General features: G+C 66.7%; 18 protein-coding genes. 10 read left to right on the top strand and 8 right to left on the bottom strand.

What is annotated here, in order from left to right; all coding sequences use genetic code 11:
- The first annotated feature begins 175 nt into the window (after nucleotides 1-175).
- A complete protein-coding gene (locus C489_RS00430; RefSeq protein ID WP_006429099.1) occupies nucleotides 176-994 on the top strand; it encodes an AzlC family ABC transporter permease in 819 nt (272 codons plus the stop codon).
- Entirely contained in the window at nucleotides 987-1,301 is a 315-nt protein-coding gene (locus C489_RS00435; RefSeq protein ID WP_006429100.1) for an AzlD family protein, read from the top strand. The genes C489_RS00430 and C489_RS00435 overlap by 8 nt, the downstream gene beginning before the upstream one ends.
- 70 nt (nucleotides 1,302-1,371) lie before the next feature.
- Here C489_RS00435 and C489_RS00440 read toward each other — a convergent pair whose 3' ends face one another.
- Nucleotides 1,372-2,799: a universal stress protein gene (locus C489_RS00440; protein WP_006429101.1), complete on the bottom strand. Its 1,428-nt coding sequence runs from the start codon at nucleotides 2,797-2,799 to the stop codon at nucleotides 1,372-1,374.
- A 74-nt stretch (nucleotides 2,800-2,873) separates the two neighbouring features.
- Nucleotides 2,874-3,509, bottom strand: a complete 636-nt coding sequence (gene deoC, locus C489_RS00445; protein WP_006429102.1) for a deoxyribose-phosphate aldolase — start codon at nucleotides 3,507-3,509, stop codon at nucleotides 2,874-2,876.
- A gap of 252 nt (nucleotides 3,510-3,761) precedes the next feature.
- On the opposite strand from deoC, the gene C489_RS00450 reads away from it, so the two are divergent.
- From C489_RS00450 to C489_RS00465, 4 genes are all read left to right on the top strand, one after another.
- Nucleotides 3,762-4,583, top strand: a complete 822-nt coding sequence (locus C489_RS00450; RefSeq protein WP_006429103.1) for a DUF63 family protein — start codon at nucleotides 3,762-3,764, stop codon at nucleotides 4,581-4,583.
- A gap of 86 nt (nucleotides 4,584-4,669) precedes the next feature.
- Complete coding sequence (locus C489_RS00455; RefSeq protein ID WP_006429105.1) at nucleotides 4,670-5,557, top strand: carbohydrate kinase family protein; 888 nt, start codon at nucleotides 4,670-4,672, stop codon at nucleotides 5,555-5,557.
- A gap of 141 nt (nucleotides 5,558-5,698) precedes the next feature.
- Nucleotides 5,699-6,001 (top strand): HalOD1 output domain-containing protein, encoded by a 303-nt coding sequence (locus C489_RS00460; protein ID WP_006429106.1) that lies wholly within the window; start codon nucleotides 5,699-5,701, stop codon nucleotides 5,999-6,001.
- 132 nt (nucleotides 6,002-6,133) lie between these two features.
- On the top strand, nucleotides 6,134-6,862 hold the full coding sequence (locus tag C489_RS00465) for a nucleoside phosphorylase (RefSeq protein ID WP_006429107.1): 729 nt from the start codon (nucleotides 6,134-6,136) through the stop codon (nucleotides 6,860-6,862).
- 21 nt (nucleotides 6,863-6,883) lie between these two features.
- Here the strand turns inward: C489_RS00465 and C489_RS00470 are convergent, their stop codons facing one another.
- A complete protein-coding gene (locus tag C489_RS00470; protein ID WP_006429108.1) occupies nucleotides 6,884-9,172 on the bottom strand; it encodes an amino acid permease in 2,289 nt (762 codons plus the stop codon).
- Nucleotides 9,165-9,605, bottom strand: a complete 441-nt coding sequence (locus tag C489_RS00475; protein ID WP_006429109.1) for a universal stress protein — start codon at nucleotides 9,603-9,605, stop codon at nucleotides 9,165-9,167. The genes C489_RS00470 and C489_RS00475 overlap by 8 nt, the downstream gene beginning before the upstream one ends.
- Before the next feature lie 251 nt (nucleotides 9,606-9,856).
- Between C489_RS00475 and C489_RS00480 the strand changes: the two genes are divergently transcribed.
- Nucleotides 9,857-10,615 carry an Lrp/AsnC family transcriptional regulator gene (locus C489_RS00480; protein WP_006429110.1) on the top strand — a complete coding sequence of 253 codons (759 nt, stop codon included), beginning with the start codon at nucleotides 9,857-9,859 and terminating at the stop codon, nucleotides 10,613-10,615.
- Nucleotides 10,616-10,645: 30 nt separating this feature from the next.
- Here C489_RS00480 and C489_RS00485 read toward each other — a convergent pair whose 3' ends face one another.
- Nucleotides 10,646-11,452: an HNH endonuclease gene (locus tag C489_RS00485; RefSeq protein ID WP_006429111.1), complete on the bottom strand. Its 807-nt coding sequence runs from the start codon at nucleotides 11,450-11,452 to the stop codon at nucleotides 10,646-10,648.
- A gap of 109 nt (nucleotides 11,453-11,561) precedes the next feature.
- Here C489_RS00485 and C489_RS00490 point away from each other — a divergent pair, with 109 nt between their 5' ends.
- Nucleotides 11,562-12,335, top strand: a complete 774-nt coding sequence (locus C489_RS00490) for an amphi-Trp domain-containing protein (RefSeq protein ID WP_006429112.1) — start codon at nucleotides 11,562-11,564, stop codon at nucleotides 12,333-12,335.
- Between the two features lie 17 nt (nucleotides 12,336-12,352).
- Here C489_RS00490 and C489_RS00495 read toward each other — a convergent pair whose 3' ends face one another.
- Nucleotides 12,353-13,090, bottom strand: coding sequence for a DUF547 domain-containing protein (locus tag C489_RS00495; RefSeq protein WP_006429113.1), 738 nt, complete (start codon nucleotides 13,088-13,090; stop codon nucleotides 12,353-12,355).
- Between the two features lie 116 nt (nucleotides 13,091-13,206).
- Here C489_RS00495 and C489_RS00500 point away from each other — a divergent pair, with 116 nt between their 5' ends.
- Nucleotides 13,207-14,226, top strand: a complete 1,020-nt coding sequence (locus C489_RS00500; protein WP_006429114.1) for an AI-2E family transporter — start codon at nucleotides 13,207-13,209, stop codon at nucleotides 14,224-14,226.
- Nucleotides 14,227-14,308: 82 nt separating this feature from the next.
- Here C489_RS00500 and C489_RS00505 read toward each other — a convergent pair whose 3' ends face one another.
- Together C489_RS00505 and C489_RS00510 are read right to left on the bottom strand one after the other, a co-directional pair.
- On the bottom strand, nucleotides 14,309-14,836 hold the full coding sequence (locus C489_RS00505; protein ID WP_006429115.1) for a winged helix-turn-helix transcriptional regulator: 528 nt from the start codon (nucleotides 14,834-14,836) through the stop codon (nucleotides 14,309-14,311).
- A 318-nt stretch (nucleotides 14,837-15,154) separates the two neighbouring features.
- Nucleotides 15,155-15,586: an SPW repeat domain-containing protein gene (locus tag C489_RS00510; RefSeq protein ID WP_006429116.1), complete on the bottom strand. Its 432-nt coding sequence runs from the start codon at nucleotides 15,584-15,586 to the stop codon at nucleotides 15,155-15,157.
- Nucleotides 15,587-15,768: 182 nt separating this feature from the next.
- Between C489_RS00510 and C489_RS00515 the strand changes: the two genes are divergently transcribed.
- Entirely contained in the window at nucleotides 15,769-16,116 is a 348-nt protein-coding gene (locus C489_RS00515; protein WP_006429117.1) for a DUF7471 family protein, read from the top strand.
- Nucleotides 16,117-16,169: the final 53 nt, after the last annotated feature.

The following is a 16,169-nucleotide window of genomic DNA, read 5'->3' on the forward strand; positions in this document are numbered from 1 at the left end:
TCGGTCTCGGTAGAGAAACGCTCTTCTCCGAGATTTTAGGTAATTCCGGGCCGCTACCACGGACCAGAACCGATGCACCGGAGTTCGCAATCGCTCGAGACACCATTGAATCGTCGCCGAGCCGTCGATCGGTCGGTCGCCGAGGCCGGTCGCGCACCGTGCCGGAGGGTATCTAATGGCCGATGAGTCACGACGACCGGTAGGGGACGACGAGAACCGGCCGACCGCGGGCAAGCAACCGGTCACGTTCTCCGCGGCCGGCGCTCGCGACGGGTTCGTCGCCTGTCTGCCGATCGCGCTCGGTGTCGCGAGTTACGGCGTCGTTTTCGGGGTGCTCGCGACCCAGGCAGGACTGAGCGCCGCCGAGGCGACGCTCATGAGCGCGACGGTGCTCGCCGGTGCCGCCCAGTTGATCGCGGTCGAACTCTGGGCGGACCCGGTTCCGGTCGCCGCGGTCCTGCTCACGACGCTGCTGGTGAACCTCCGGTACGTCGTGATGGGCGCGGCGCTCCGGCCTTGGTTCGAAGACCTCTCAGCGCGGGCGGCCTACGGCAGCGCATTCTTCACCGCCGACGAGAACTGGGCGCTGACGATGCGCGAGTTGACCGACGGCGGTCGGCGGGGCGCGTATCTGCTCGGTAGCGGTCTCGCTATCTGGGTTTGCTGGATCGGTGCGACGGTGGTCGGGGCGACTGCCGGCAGCGGGATCGGCGATCCCGCACGATACGGCCTCGACTTCGTGTTCGCCGCCGTCTTCGTCGCGATCGCTGCCGGCCTCTGGGAGGGGCCGAAAACACGGCGGCCGTGGGCCGTGGCCGCTGTCACCGCGGCCGCGAGCGCGCATCTCCTACCGGGCCGGTGGTACGTGCTCGTCGGCGCTGGGGTCGGCTGTCTCGTCGGCGTGGCCGCCCTCGAGGAGCCCGCAGAGCAGGCGGATCGAGCAGATCCGGGAGAGGGTGCAGATCGGACGGACGCGGGTGACAGCCGTGAGTGACGCCTTCTCCCTCGAGCCGGTCGTCGTCGCGGTGATCCTCGCGATGGCGCTGCTTACCTACGCGACGAAGGCCGGCGGGCTCTGGCTCCTCGGCCGCTTCGATGTCTCGGCGCGGGTCGAAGCGGGGCTCGAGATCCTGCCCGGCGTGCTCGTCGTCTCGATCCTCGCGCCCGAACTGCTCGCGGGCGGCCCGCCGGAGTGGGGCGGCGCGGCCGTCGTCGCGGTCGTCGCCCGCCGGACCGGCAACGTCGTACTCGCGTTGCTCGCGGGCGTCGGAACGGTACTGGTCCTTCGCGGCTCGTTCTGAACGCGGGCCGAGTACTACCGAGCACGACTCGACCGCAACTCCTAGGCCGTCGGCCGCCAGCGATCGCCGGCTATCGGTGCCGACCGCGGTGGACGATCGCCACGTCTGCCTCGAGATCGCTGAGTTTGCGGAACGTCGGCGGGGAGACGAACCGCGAGGCGGCCGACCGGTCGGTGCTCGAGCCGACGAAGCAGACGTCGTAGCGGGGCGCGGTCCGGCTGAGGTAGGATTCGACGGATGCGGTGACGACGTGGGTTTCGAAGGGGCCCGGGAACGCGTCGACGAGGTCCGCGAGGGTCGCCTCCGCCGTGCGGCGGCGTGACTCGGCGTCGATACAGGTACAGACGCTGACCGGCTGGCCGGACTGGGACACCCGAATCGCGAAGTCGAGCATCGCACGAGCGGTGTCGCCGGCACCCCGGACCGCGACGAGGCTGTTCTGCCACCGCCGTCGACGGATCCCGTTCGACCGGAACGCGATCACGTCGATCTCGCTGTCGAACAAGCCCGTGATGAACGCCGAGAGGCCGCCGTCCTCGCGTTCGGCGTACGGCGCGACGATGAGATCACAGTTCTGTTCCCGTGCCGTCTGCAAGACGAGCCCCGCCGAGCGGCCGCCGCTGGCCGCGACGACGACCTCGCAGGGAACGTCGTACGCGCTCTCGAGGTCGGCCGCCAGCGACTCGAGACGGCGCGCGGCGTCGCCGGCCGCGCGTTCGGTGCGGCTCGCGCCCGTTTCACCGTCGCTTTCGGCGGCGTCGACACGTTGTCCCTCGGCATCTTCGTCGTCGACGATGTCGAAGAGCACCACTTTTCCGGCGTCGTGTGCGCCGGCGATCGACGCGGCGAACCGGGCGACCGTCTCCGAACGGTCATACATCGGGACAAGCACGTGGTCGTCACCGCTGGTCGTCTGGTAGAGGTAGCGAGCGCGCTGCTCGTAGAAGTGCCGCCGCCAGAGAACGAAGGCCGCCGCGACGAACGAACTCGAGACGACGATCCCGAGGACGTAGGCGAGTTGCGTGTTGCCGGTCACGAGGACGAGCAAGGCGGTCGAAAACGCCGTCGGCTCCTCGAGGTCGAGCGCCCACGTACAGACGCCGGTAAAGAAGATCCCGAGGGCGGCACCGGCCGCGTTAACCCCGCCGGCGCGTAATCCGATGGCCGCCGCGAGCGCCAGTGCGATCCAGCCACAGAGCGCGCCGACGGTCATCCCGCCGACGAACTTCGACGGCGTCGAGTACTTCCCCTCCGGATCGGCAAAGAGCGTATACGTCCCGGAGGCAAGCGGTGGAAACAGCAGAAACGAAATCGCCGCCGTCATGTTCGCCAGCCACGTCACCGCGGCGATCAGCAACGGGACGAACACCAGCACCGAGAGGTGGACGAGATTGCCCGTGTGCTCGAGCCATCGCAGGACGGCGTCGAGTTCGCGTCGCTCCAGCCGCCGGAGTCGTCTCGCGAGTGCGTACAGCCGCGCTCGCACACCCTCGAGCATAGGTTCCGTTGTTCGGGGAGCGACCAAAACCGTTCGGCTTCGCTCGAGGTCGGCGGGCAGTTTCCGTCGGGCTTCTACTCCGGTGTCCCCTCGAGAATGTCGACCCCGCTCGAGGCCCCGATCCGTTCGGCTCCGGCCTCGAGCATCGCGATCGCGTCGTCGTAGCTGCCGACGCCGCCGCTGGCCTTGACGGGGAGGTACTCGCTCATGAGTTCGACGTCGTCGACCGTGGCACCGCCGCCGGCGAAGCCGGTCGAGGTTTTGACCATCGCCGCGTCGGCCGCGACGGCGGCCTCGCAGGCCCGGCGTTTCTCGGCGTCGGTCAGGAGCGCGGTTTCGATGATCACCTTGACCGGGATCGGCACCGCGGCGACCAGCTCCGCGAGTTCCGCCTCGACTGCCTCGTCCTCGCCCGCTCGCAGGCGGCCGACGTTGATCACGACGTCGAGTTCGTCCGCGCCGTCTTGCCACGCCGCGACTCCCGCTTTGCGTTTCACCGCGGGCGCGTGCTGGCCGTGCGGGAAACCGATCACCGTTGCGAGGGTCACGTCGGGTTCGTACTCGGCGGCCGTCTCAACCGCGTAGGGCGGGATACAGGCGTTCATGCCGTACTCGGCGGCCGCGTCGAGGACGTCTCGAACGTCCTCAAGGGTCGTCTCGGGGCCGAGGACGGTGTGGTCGATCAGGGGGGCGAGTTCGCTGCGGTCCATACACGGGTCGACTCGCCGGATAAAGAAAAAGCCGCCCGATCGTCCTTCGCGGTGCCGTCGCTACAATGGACTCGCGGCGCGGCGATGGTTGCCGCCGTGACCGCGCTCGAGGGAATCGCCGGCCCGTCGCCGTCTGCATCCCTCGGCCGTGATTCCCCTCCGCGTCAATTATCGCCAGTGCCAACCGCGTTCGCGGCTCCGAATATCCGATAATCGGAAAGTGTTAGTCACTGGTGTGAGCTATTCCACCCTATGGTATTACCCGAGGGGTTCGTCGTCCCGCCGTGGTACCTGCTGGGTCCGGTGATCGTCGTTCTCGGCGGGGTTATCGCGCTGTTGTGGGCACTCGAGCCGCCGGTGACGGACCGGACGGTCATCGCGTTCGCGCCGTGGATGATGTTCGGCGCGTGTCTCCACGTCCTCTACAAGCTGGGCGCGTTCCCGGCGACGATCGAGCCGCTGTTTACCGCGCCGATGGTCTACGCGGTGACCGCGACCGTCGCGGGAATCGTCTGGATTATCTCTATTTTCCTCCACGTCGGCGGGTTACAGCAAACGATCCCCCGCTTTGTCGGCATCGCCGGGACGGCGTTTTTCACCGTCTTCACGATGTTCGCGCTTTCGGTCGGGCTCGAAGACGGAACCCTCGAGCCGTTCTGGCCCGTCATCGCCGTCGTCGTCGCGGGCGTCGCCACCGCGGTCGCGTGGATCGCGCTCAGTCTCTGGGTTACCGACATCGCGACGACGACGAGCGCGACGGGCGCGCTCGTCGTCTTCGGCCACACCTTGGACGGCGTCACGACCGCGATCGGCTACGACGTCCTCGCGGCCGGCGAGGACGTACCGCTCTCGCTGCTGATTCTCGAGGCCGGCGAGGCGCTGCCGACCGCGGAGTACATCGGTGCCGGCTGGCTGTTCGTCCTCGTCAAGGTCGCCCTCGCGCTGGTCATCCTCGGGCTCTTCCGGGAGTACGTCGAGGAGGCACCGCGGCAGGGCCGGACGATGCTCGCACTGGTCGCCGCGGTCGGGCTCGGCCCGGCGGTCCACAACACGCTGTTGTTCGCCGTCGCCTGAGGGTTCGAGTCCCACCACAACCGCGTGACTCCGCCGCGTTGTCCCTAGATTTTTGCCGGGCCGAGCCGTCCTCTCAGTAGTCTCGAATGGATCCGATCACGGTACTCACCGCTGGGCACGTCAACTGGGACGTGACCCTTCGCGTCGACAGGTTTCCCGAACCCGATGGCGAGGCGGCGATCCGCTCGCAGCGCCAGTCGGGCGGCGGCAGCGCCGCCAACGTCGCCGCCGCACTCGCCGGCCTCGAGGTCGAGACCGAACTGATCGGCAGCGTCGGCGACGACGACCACGGCCTGCTCGCCCGTCGGGAACTCGAGGCCGCGGGCGTCTCCCTCGAGGGGGTCCGCGTGATCGAGGGGGCCGAAACGGCCGTCAAGTACCTGTTAGTCGACGAGACCGGCGAGGTCGCGATCCTCGGCAACGACGGCGTCAACGAGGCCGTGACGCCCGCCGACCTCGAGCCGGCGCGGATCCGAGCGGTCGATCACGTCCACCTCACGGGACAGTGGCCCGAGACCGCCGCTGCGATCGCACGGATTGCGAGCGAGGCCGGTATCTCAGTCAGTTTCGACCCCGGCCGCCGAATCGGCGATCGGGACTACGGCGAGGCGCTCGCGCTCGCCGACCTCGTCTTCGTCAGCGACCGGGAAGCCGCGGCACTGCTCGAGGGGGACTCGATCGATGCGGCGACTGACGCTCGGATCGTCGTCGTGACCTGCGGGGCCGACGGCGCGGAAGCGTACACGCCGGACGGTCCGGTCGTTCACCCGGGGTTCGACATCGATCCCGTCGACACCGCCGGTGCTGGCGACGCCTTCGCCGCGGGCTTCCTCGCGACGTGGCTCCGGGAGCGCGAGATCGACCGCGCGCTCGCGGTCGGCAACGCCTGCGGTGCGCTGACTGCGAGCCGCGACGGGGCTCGGAACACGCCGACGAAAGGGGCGGTCGAAGACGTTCTCACGGATCGATCCTGACCGGTGCCTTCTTCCCTGCTCTCGTACCCGCCCGAAAGCGCCGCAGTCCTGCGGTTCTCACCGGGTGGTGTCTGACGGTAGCTATATGGGCGACGACGTTGGCCACTCGAGTGAACAGTCACGATCCCGTGACTGAGAGACATGACGGAAGGAAGGGTAAACCAGTCCCACGGATGTGACCTTCGACGGCGCATCCAGTACGACCGACGAGAAGACGAACCGCCGAGTATCGCCGCTGCAACGGCGCTGGCACGGTATTACGGTGACGACGTCACCACGGCCAGTACGCAACTCTACGACTACATCGATCCGGACGCGCTCGATAGCCTCTTCGCCGAAACGAACCGCGGCGATACCCGATCCGCGGGGACCGTCGAGTTCGAGGTCGACGACGCGACCGTCACCATCCGACCCGAACGCGTCGACGTGTGTCCGATCGACTGACGGCGACGGGCGAGTCGCCGGTTCGTCGGCCGGGCGGGGGAAACGGGGTGCTGTCGAGGGTCGCCGGACGAGTCGATCATGTCTCGGCCCTTCCTCGAACCTTTTTTTGCACCGCCCGCGGAATCCGACGGTATGGCGACGCAGCCACACCTGCTGGTCGATGACGGAGATCTGACGGATATTGCGCTCATTCCGGGCGACCCGGGGCGAGTCGATCGAATCGCTGATCACTGCGACGAGTCCGAGACGGTCGCACAAAACCGCGAGTACAAGCTCGTCAACGCCACCTACGAGGGCCGGGAGCTAACGATCTGCTCGACGGGGATTGGCTGTCCGTCCGCCGCCATCGCCGTTGAGGAGATGGCCAACGTCGGCGTCGAGACGTTCCTCAGGGTCGGCACGACTGGCGCGCTTCAGTCCGGCATCGAGATCGGCGACATGATCGTCGCGACGGGCGCGGCGAAACACGAGGGGACGAGCAAGCGCTACGAGGCCGCCGAGTATCCCGCAGTCCCGGACTACGACGTGCTCTCGGCGCTGGTCGACTCCGCCGAGGCGAACGACGAGGACGTCCACGTCGGCCCCATCGTCTCCGACGACGCCTTCTACGCCGAGACCGACGAGCACGTCGCCGATTGGGAGGCCGCCGGTATGTTAGCCGTCGAGATGGAGGCCGCCGCCGTCTTCTCGCTGGCCCGCCGCAAGGGACTGCGCGCCGGCGCGATTTGTACCGTCGACGGCAACCTCGTCGAAGGGACTCAGAAGGGGACCGATACCGAGGACGACGAACTCCCCGACAAAGCGAAAAATAACGTCGGGCGCGCGATCGACCTCTCGCTCGAGGCCGCGACCGAACTGTAAGCCGTTTCGAATCGGCCGTTTCTACTCCTTCGACCGTCCGAACAACCGCTCGCGGAGCGACCGCTTCGTCGGCCGCTCGGCGAGCAACACGGAACACTCGAGGTCGTCGACGACGTCGAAGACGAGCGAACCGCGGACGAGTCGGGAGAGCAGGCCGCGTTCCGTCGCGCCGATGACCACGAGCGTCTCCCCGGCGGCTTCGCGGGCGATCGCGCCTTCGATGTCGCCCGATGTATCGACCGTGAGCACGGCGTCCCCGATATCGTGGTCGGCAGCCCACTCGGTGAGGAACGCCTCGCCCGCCTCGCGCTCGCTCTCGTCGTCGACGACGTGGAGCAGGTCGATCGAGGCACCGGTGGCTGAACGCAGGGTTCTCGCGATCTCGGCGCTGAGATCGGAGTCCGGCCCGCCGGCGGTCGGCAGCAGGATCCGGCTGGGATCGTAGCCCCGGTCTTTCAACACGAGGAAGTCACACGGGAGGTCGCGGGCGAGTTCGTCGAGCGGCTGTTCGGCGCGACCTACTGACCACGGCCGGTCCCCGCCCCAGCCCATCACCACCTGATCGTCGTCGTACTGGCGGGCGGCGTCGAACACCTCCTCGACGGAGCGGTGCGAGGCGATCGTCGTCGTCTCGATCTCCACGTCGTGGGCCGCGGCGTGCTCGCGGGCCTGCTCGAGCAGTTTCTCGGATTCGGTGTCGATCCGTTCAGCGCCGCGGTCCAGCGGCGTCTGGTCGGGGACCTGCACGATGTGGACCGCATGGACGATGCCGTCGCGTTCGGCGGCGAGCGTGCTGGCGAGCGAGACGAGGTGCCGTTCAGTCCGCGGGTTCGACAGCGGGACCATCACGCGGTGTTCGTCCGCGGCGTCAGGGCTGGCTGCACTGGCCGCCGAAACCGCGATATCGGGCATCGCATCGGAGCGGTCGAGGACGTACTGGCCGAGGACGCCCTGCCGAGGCGTCTTCGAGCGCGCGTACAGCGCGTACCACAGCACCGCGACGGCGACGAACGCGAGGCTCAGCCCGATCTCGATCGGGTTCATGAACCCGATGAGCCCGAAGGAAAGCACCGCGCCGACGATCGGCGTCACCGGGTAGAACGGTACCCGGAAGTCCGGATCGTAGTCGGGCACGTCGGCCTGCCGGAACGCGATCAGCGCGAGGTTCATCAGGCCGTAGACGATCAGGTGGAGCACGCTCGCCGCCTTCGCGAGGATCTCGAGGTCCTGGCCGAGCGCGGCGATGAACACGACGATGACGCTGCCGGTCAGCAGGATCGACCGGTACGGCGTCGCGTACGTGGGGTGGATCTCGTTGAGTTTGTCCGTGACGATCTTGTCCCGGCCCATCGCGAAATTGATCCGGGCCGACGAGAGGATCGACGCGTTCGCGCTCGAGGCGGTCGCGAGCATCGCGGCCAGCGAGATCAGGGTGACGCCGACGGCGTCGAGCACGGGGATTCCGGCGAACGTGATTTCGGCGACCTGCGAGACGGGGACGCTGTCGTCGAGCGAGTGCCACGGGACGATGCCGACCATCGTGCCGACGAGGACGGCGTAGATGGCCGTCACGACGGCGACGCTGCCGATGACCGCGATCGGGAGGTTCCGACCGGGATTTTTCAGTTCCTCCGCGACGGTCGCGATTTTCGCGTAGCCCAGAAAGGAGACGAAGACGAGGGCGGTGCCGGGGAGGATCGCGCCGTACCCCTGCTCGGTCGGCGCGAGCCCGTCGGTGGTCAGCGTCCCCCAGTCGAAGTGCAGGAAGCCGGTCGCGGCGAAGACGGTGAGAATGCCAAGCAGGACCGTGACGATCACCGTCTGGACGCCGCCGGTCTCCTTCGCGCCCATGTAGTTGACCCCGACGAACAGGAGCCCGGCGATCAGCGCGCCGAGTTGGATGTCCGTCAGCGCGACCAGCCCGAACTCGAGGGTCGGGAGCGCGAGCACCGTCCCGGCGAGCAGGTCGGTGAGATACCCCCCGAAGCCGATGCAGTAAAACGCCGAGGCGAAGGCCAGCCCCATCCAGTCACCCATGCCGGAGATCGACCCGAACAGCGGGCCGAGGCCGCGGTTGACGTAGTAGTAGCCGCCGCCGGCTTTCGGCATCGCCGTCCCGAGTTCGCTCACCGCCAACGCGTTGACCATCGCGATCGCGCCGCCGATCACGAACGAGGCGACGACGATCGGGCCGGCCTCCTGGGCGGCGGCCCCGGGGAGGACGAAGATCCCCGCGCCGATCATCGTCCCCATACCGATCGCAAGCGCCGATAGGAGTCCCAGGTCCTTGGCGAGTTCGTCGTCACTCATCGGTATCCCCCGGCGGGAGGATCACCAGCGGCCGGTCGGTGTTCGAGAGCAGTTTCTGTGCGACGTCGCCGGAGAGCAACTTCTTCCACCGACTCGCGCCGCGGGGCGTGAACATGATCGACGTGGCGTCGAGTCGGTCGGCGTGCTCGAGAATCGCCGTCGCGACGTCGGTTCCGTAGAGGACCGCTGTCTCGAGGGGAATGGGTTCCGTGGCCAGTGCCGTATCGACGCGATCGAAGATGCGGTCGGCAAACTCTCTCCGCTGTTCGACGCCGGCTTTGTCGGGCGCACCGCCGGCTTTCTCGATCACGTGAACGACGTGTAGCGTCGCGTCACCGTCGCCGATTTCCCGGAGGATCGCCCGACACGTGGCCTCGGCATCTCGCTCGTTGGCGATCGGGACGAGGACCGTCTCGAAGAGGGAGCGTTCCATTGACTCACCCCTCGCTCCGATCGACTTCGAACGGGTTCGGTCCAGCGATCGGTTCCGTCCCCTCCGAAATCGGCGGCTTGAGTTGTGACGCGGTCATCGGTTCGACCCTTCCCCCGCAGAAATATAAAATAACCGATCGTATTACGTATACCTCAATTTTCTAGACTTGAATTACTGATTGCTGAAAATAGATGTGAGAATGATACGATCGGAAGTAAACCAGCATATAGCGGCGGATCTAACGAACGGGTATGGACTATCGGCTCGACGAGATCGATCGGCGGATTATCCACGCGCTGATGGGTGACGCGCGGAACACCTCGGCCCCAACGATCGCGGACGATCTGAACGTCTCTCCCGGAACGATTCGGAACCGAATCTCGCAACTCGAGGAACAGGGCGTCATCACCGGCTATCACGCGAGCATCGATTTCGAACGGGCAGATGGCCATCTGCCGAACCTCTTCATGTGCAACGCGCCGGTCTCCGAGCGGGAGTCGGTCGCGCGACAGGCCCGGATCATCCCGGGGGTCGTCAACGTCCGCGAACTGATGACGGGCCGGCGGAACCTGCACGTGCTCGCGATCGGGAGCGACACCGAGGACTTACGCCGGATCGCCCGCTCGCTCTCGGACCTCGGCGTCGAGATCGAAGACGAGGTCCTCGTCCAGACCGAAACGACCTGCGCGTACGCGCCGTACGGACCTAACGACGAAACCCAAAACGCCGTGCTCACGGACTTCATCAGCCTCTCCGGCGATGCGGAAGTCGCGGAGGTAACCGTCGATCGGGACGCCCCGGCCGCCGGCATGCGGATTCAGGAGGCGGCCCGCTGTGACACGCTCACCGACGACACACTCGTGATCGCTATCGAACGGGACGATACGGTGTTGACGCCCCACGGCGATACGGAGATCCGCGCCGACGACATCGTCACGCTGTTCTCGCGGGGCGGCGTGACCGACGAAACGGTCGCGAACTTCGATGCGAGCGAGCCCGTCAACTCCTGACCGAACTGCCCGTAAAATCGGCTTTTCCGACTACGCTGCCGTGAGCCGTCGCGCGAGCGTCGTCGTCCGATCGGTCAACGTCTCGGTCGTCGCCGAAGCCCCCTGTAGCCGGTCGTTGATCGTCTCGAACAGCGCCTCGAACGCGAGCGTTCCGTCCTCGTCCTGCCACGCCGCCGTCTCGTACGCCTCGAGCCCGCAGCGTTTGCACGTCTCGCCCTCGAGCGAGTCGAAACAGCCGTGGCAGCGCTCGAGGCCGACCGCGACCGTTTCGCTCAGCGTGACGACCTCGCGCAGCGTCGACTGCAGGTCGGCCGCGGTGTCGGAGAAGTCCTCGAGCGCGGTCCAGATCTCGGGGTCGTACGCGCCGTCGTCGATGGCGGCGAGGCGCTCGAGTCGCGCATCGACGATCGCGATCGCGAGCAACACGTCGCGGCGACTGCGGCGGTACGCCGAGATCGAGTCGTCGAGGGCGGCGTCCGTGCCGTCGTCGACGGCCGACTCGAGGGTGGCAGGCAGCGACGTCGCGACCGACGCGAACGACGCGACATCCGAAATCGTCTCGCCCTGCACGCCGGTCGTCTCGCGGACGCGGTGAAACAGGTCGTCGCTGGCGACCGGGTCCGTCGACGGCGGGGCCTCAAGCGTCGCGAAACAGTCGTCACAGACGGTAACGAGCGCGCTCTCGTGGACATCGCCTTCGAGGGGAACGTCGCCGACGGGAAAGAGCCGAAGCGTGACCGGGTCGTCGTCACCGCCGTCAGTGCCGCAGTGTCGACAGGAGTGTCCGTCGCGGTCGAATACGGCCTCGCGGTCGGCGCGCCAGTCGCGTGAAGTCACGAGCGAGCGAAGACAGCGCGGCGACAAAAACGCACCGACAGCCCGTGGGACCGACGGCGATCGGGGGTAACGCACGAACTACTAACCGGCCGCCGGTCGTAGTTCCCGTATGGTCGACTCATCGGACGACCGGGACCCATCGGACGACTCGGCGGGATCGAACGACTCGGACGCGGACGGCCCGACCGAGTTCGAACTCGAGCGCGGGTACGACCGCGGGGACCTCGCCGGCGTCTTCCGCGAGTTCGCGACTGCCTTCGAGGACGGCCGCCCTATTCGATTGACCGGCGACGACCGAACCGTCAGGATCGCCGTTCCGGAGCGCGTCGTCGCCGAATTCGAGGCCGAGTACGATGCCGACGACGAGCCGCCGGTCGGCGAACTGGAACTGGAACTGGAACTCGAGTGGGACGACCCCGACGGCTCGAGCGTTCGGGTCGCCGACCGCGACTCGAGCGCCGATGGCGAGAGTGCTGGGTCAGCCGAGACCGCTGAGGCCGCCACAACCGAGACCGCTGAGGCTACCGATCACGGCACGGACGGGGACTCGACGGACGTCGATCCCGCGGCGGCAGTGATGCCCCTCGAAGGGGTGGCGGACCGCGACGGTGGCGAAGACGGTGCCGAAGCGGACGAGACGGCGGTGACGGCCGACGACGCCACAGCGCCGGCAGACGCCGACGAGACGGCCGACTCCGGCAGAACCAGTCGCTTCGAGGTCTACGAGGACAAGGGCGGCCAGTGGCGCTGGCGGCTCGTCCACTGGAACGGCAACATCGTCGCCGACAGCGGCGAGGGGTACGCCTCGCGGTCCAACGCCGAACGGGCGGCCCGAAGCGTCATGCGGAGCGCGCCGGCGGCGAGCATCGATCGACTCGAGTAGGTCGAGTCGGCGGCGGGCTACGATCGGATGTCCTCGGCGTCTACATCCACGTCGAGTTCTGCGGAGTGGTCGATCTGTTCGTACTCGAGGGCCGGCGTCGTCCCCGCCGGGACGGCGTTGTACTCCCTGAGAAAGCCGATGACGCCCTGTTTTCCCCCGAAGTCACCGCGGTACTGCCGGAACAGCTGCGGTACCGTCGCCGTGTCGTCCTCGTCGTCGTAGCTGACGTTTTCCTCTAAGAACCACTCGATCGCGATATCTAACTCCTCGTCGACGTCCCGCGGCGAGTAGACCGCGATCGGCGGGCAGTGTTCGGCCCCGTGGCCCAGCGCGAAGTGCACCCGCGGGTCGCACTCCTCGAGGCGAAACTGCCGCTCGAAGGATGAGGACAGCAGCCGGGGGACGTAGCCGAAGCCCCACGACTGCTTGGAACTCCGGAGCAGGCCGTGCTCGATGTCGTTGAGGCTCAGCCAGACTCCGCTGACGGGGATCTGATCGCGCGCGAAGAACTTCCACCGATCGAGGAGCCCGCCCTCGAACAGATCGGGTTCTTCTTCCTCTATCAGCAGCTGCGCGTAGGCGTTGTAACAGTTGAGCCAGAAGGCGAGTTTCCCCTCCCGACCGGAGAGCGCTCGCTCTAGCTGCGGTCGCTCGAGCGCCGCCAGATGCTCCCGTAACTGATCGGCGTTGCCCTCGGTCTTGACCGTATACAGGAGATCAGCCGAGAGCGAGAGGGGATCGAGCTGAGTCGACATTCGGTCCGAAATTCGCGAACCAGCCCCTTGAAGCCGTGTGACGGGTACACACGACAGTCCGGACTGAATACAAGTTCAGGCCGTGGTTTTATGCCTCGAACGGTGAAAATAATGGTGTGAATCTCAGCAAGGGATTTCTCCTCGTCCTCGTCGCCCTCTTCGCGTATCTCTCCCTGTTGCTCGTGCTCCCGTTTTTCCAGTACATCCTCGGTGCCATCCTCATCGCCTACGTCCTCTACCCGGTCCAGCAGCGCCTCGAGACACACGTCGCGCCGCCGATCGCCGCCGTCGGACTCGTCGCCCTCGCGATCGCCGGCTTCGTCATTCCGTTGATCGGCATCGTCGCGGCGGTCGCCAGCGACGCTCGCCGGCTCCTCGAGCAGATCAACACCGACTCGTTGCAGGTGGGCGACCTCGAGCGGGCGATCGAGGAGCAGACCGGCCAGACCGTCGATCTGCCGGCGGCGGTCGCCGACGCCGCACAGAGCGCCGGCACGATGGTGCTCGAGCGCTCGACCGAGTGGTTCAGCGCGCTTACGCACGTGTTGATCGGGCTGGGGCTCGCGCTTTTCTTGCTCTACTACCTGCTCAAAGACGGTGGGGACCTGTTGGCGTGGCTGCGGGAGCTGACGCCGCTGCCGGACGACGCACAGGACGATTTCTACCAGAAACTGGACGAAGTCATGTGGGCCGTCCTCGCCGGCCACGTCCTGATCGCGATCATTCAGGGCTCTCTCGCCGGACTGGGGCTGTTGGCGACCGGCATCCCGAACGCCGCGTTCTGGACGTTCGTCATGATCATCCTCTCGCTGATCCCGCTAATCGGCTCGTTTCTGGTCTGGGGGCCGGCCGTCGTCTACCTCTTCCTGATCAGCGAACCGTTGTTCGCGGTGGGGCTGTTCGTCTACAGCGTGATCATCGTCGGCCTCTCCGACGACTATCTCCGCCCGGTCCTCGTCGATCGCTACGCCGAACTCAACCCCGCCGTCATCATCCTCGGGGTTCTCGGCGGGGTCTACGCCTTCGGCGTCATGGGCCTGTTCTACGGCCCGGTCGTCCTCGGGGCGCTGATCGCGACGCTCGACGTGATGAACGACCACTACGACCGACTCGAGGAAACGCCCGGAATGCAGTAACGCCGGCCCGCGATCGAGCGGGGCGACTCTGACGTGCTGTCACCCGTGACCCAACAAGGACTGTAACTGCACCGACCGACCGCTACCGCGATTCCTGCCCGCCCGCGAGCAACTTGTCGACGAGGCGCGTAAACCGGTCGACGAGCCGGTCGGGAACCGTCGGCGTCACCGTCGCCAGCAGCCGGCCGGTCGCTTCGGGCTCGGCCAGTTCGAGGACGACCCGATTGCGGTCGTCGTAGCGCTTCGTGACGAGGTCGTGTTCGACTAACCGATTCAGGTGATACTCGAGCGTGCTCCGGGCGATCTCGAGGGCGTCGGCGACGTCTCCGGGGCCGGCCGGCTCGTGTTCGATCAGGTAGACGACGATCTCTCGAGCGGTCTCCCGATGGAACAGCGCCAGCGCGGCCCGTTCCCACTCGTCGTAGGCCGGGGGGTAGTAGTGGGTTCGGCCGTAGAACTCCTCGCGGACGAGCCGGTCGTCCTCCCGTAGCCGCCGGATGTGATACTGGACCTGTCCCGGTGCGAAGTCGGACTCTCTGACGAGTTCGTTGAAATGCACGCCGGCGTTGTCGCCGATGTGAGCCTGAATCTGTTGTCGAGTGTCGGTCATCGGTATCTCCAGGTCCGAAGCGCGGACGTATCGCCGGCTACTGCCGGGGGACATATAACGGGTTTCCCACGTTCCCAGCCCTCGAGAACCGTCGCTCAGTCGCGGGGTCGTCCGTTCGTGTGACTACCGTCGTATCAGTATAATTCACTATCCCGCCGCGGTTCTCGGGAGCGGTTCGCGGACGTACCCGTTCTGATCTAGTATAAATCGAAAATCTGATCGACAGCGTCGGCATCCGCTCGGCGATCTACGTGCTGCTCGCTCACCGCGAGCGGTTCCGGTCGAAAGAATCGGTATCGCCGCGACTCGATTTCGGCATCAGGCTCGAGCGCGGGTCTGTTCGGGCGTGTCGGCCTTGTTGTTCGCGTAGGCGTTGTACGCCGAGATCAGCGCGACGGCCGCGCCGGAGATCGCGGTGCCGGTCGCGAGCTCGCTGCTCCCCATTTCGATGACCGCGGGGGAGATAAGCGCCCAGAGACCGAGCAGGACGGCGAGCGACGCGACGCCGACGCTCGCCAAGCGATCTCTCGACAGCCGGACGAAGTTGTAGCCGGCGGTCAGGAAGATCGCCGTCCCGACGAGCGTATCGTTCCAGATCGCTGCATCCGTCGACTCGAGGATGAACGGCGAGGCGACGAGGTAGAGCCCGATCAGCGCGACGAGGGCGCTCAGCCACTGGATCGCGTCGGTGTTCAGGGAGTTGTAGTCGGTTCTGGTCTCGCGGTCGGTATCGGTGTTCGTGTTACTCATGGCTTCCTCAATCGCGGTAGCTGCCATCCGAGGAAAACGGCAGTGCTTGCACCTGTCGGGAGAATCGCCGGCCCGAAATGGCCTCCTCGCCGTGTGGTTCGCCGCGCACGCGGTAAGAGACGCCCGGCCGGAAACACCGAAGGGAATAGGTGGGTGTCCGCCCGATTACGGGTATCGATCGTATGGAGTTCCCCACGTCAGTCGCCAGCGAGTGGTTGGACCCCCAGCTTGCCCCCGTTCTCGTCTGCGTGATCGCGCTCGCGGTGCTGGGAACGGCGGTGCTGTTCGTCGCCGGACTCGTCGCGTACTCCCGGCGTCGGACGCTCCGCTATCTGCTCATTACGGTGGTGCTCGGCATCCTCGTCGTCCGGTCGGTGACCGGCCTGGGGACCGTCCTCGGCCTCGTTCCGATGACGGCCCACCACCTCGTCGAGCACGGTTCGGACTTCCTGATCGCGGTGCTGGTCCTCTATGCGGTCTATCGGAGCGGCGCGGCGACCGACGCCATCTCGGTTGAACCGGACGACTAATTTCCGTGGGTGGCTCCCCTTGTTCGTGTCGGGCGTCGTGAGATATAAGGTCA

This window comes from Natrinema versiforme JCM 10478, from assembly GCF_000337195.1.
In the GTDB taxonomy this organism is placed as follows: domain Archaea; phylum Halobacteriota; class Halobacteria; order Halobacteriales; family Natrialbaceae; genus Natrinema; species Natrinema versiforme.

Excerpts from the sequence above, each read along its gene's own strand:
- C489_RS00430 (WP_006429099.1), top strand. The coding sequence starts at position 176 with ATGGCCGATGAGTCACGACGACCGGTAGGGGACGACGAGAACCGGCCG.
- C489_RS00440 (WP_006429101.1), bottom strand. The coding sequence starts at position 2,799 with ATGCTCGAGGGTGTGCGAGCGCGGCTGTACGCACTCGCGAGACGACTC.
- deoC (WP_006429102.1), bottom strand. The coding sequence starts at position 3,509 with ATGGACCGCAGCGAACTCGCCCCCCTGATCGACCACACCGTCCTCGGC.
- C489_RS00450 (WP_006429103.1), top strand. The coding sequence starts at position 3,762 with ATGGTATTACCCGAGGGGTTCGTCGTCCCGCCGTGGTACCTGCTGGGT.
- C489_RS00455 (WP_006429105.1), top strand. The coding sequence starts at position 4,670 with ATGGATCCGATCACGGTACTCACCGCTGGGCACGTCAACTGGGACGTG.
- C489_RS00460 (WP_006429106.1), top strand. The coding sequence starts at position 5,699 with ATGACGGAAGGAAGGGTAAACCAGTCCCACGGATGTGACCTTCGACGG.
- C489_RS00465 (WP_006429107.1), top strand. The coding sequence starts at position 6,134 with ATGGCGACGCAGCCACACCTGCTGGTCGATGACGGAGATCTGACGGAT.
- C489_RS00470 (WP_006429108.1), bottom strand. The coding sequence starts at position 9,172 with ATGAGTGACGACGAACTCGCCAAGGACCTGGGACTCCTATCGGCGCTT.
- C489_RS00475 (WP_006429109.1), bottom strand. The coding sequence starts at position 9,605 with ATGGAACGCTCCCTCTTCGAGACGGTCCTCGTCCCGATCGCCAACGAG.
- C489_RS00480 (WP_006429110.1), top strand. The coding sequence starts at position 9,857 with ATGGACTATCGGCTCGACGAGATCGATCGGCGGATTATCCACGCGCTG.
- C489_RS00490 (WP_006429112.1), top strand. The coding sequence starts at position 11,562 with ATGGTCGACTCATCGGACGACCGGGACCCATCGGACGACTCGGCGGGA.
- C489_RS00495 (WP_006429113.1), bottom strand. The coding sequence starts at position 13,090 with ATGTCGACTCAGCTCGATCCCCTCTCGCTCTCGGCTGATCTCCTGTAT.
- C489_RS00505 (WP_006429115.1), bottom strand. The coding sequence starts at position 14,836 with ATGACCGACACTCGACAACAGATTCAGGCTCACATCGGCGACAACGCC.
- C489_RS00510 (WP_006429116.1), bottom strand. The coding sequence starts at position 15,586 with ATGAGTAACACGAACACCGATACCGACCGCGAGACCAGAACCGACTAC.
- C489_RS00515 (WP_006429117.1), top strand. The coding sequence starts at position 15,769 with ATGGAGTTCCCCACGTCAGTCGCCAGCGAGTGGTTGGACCCCCAGCTT.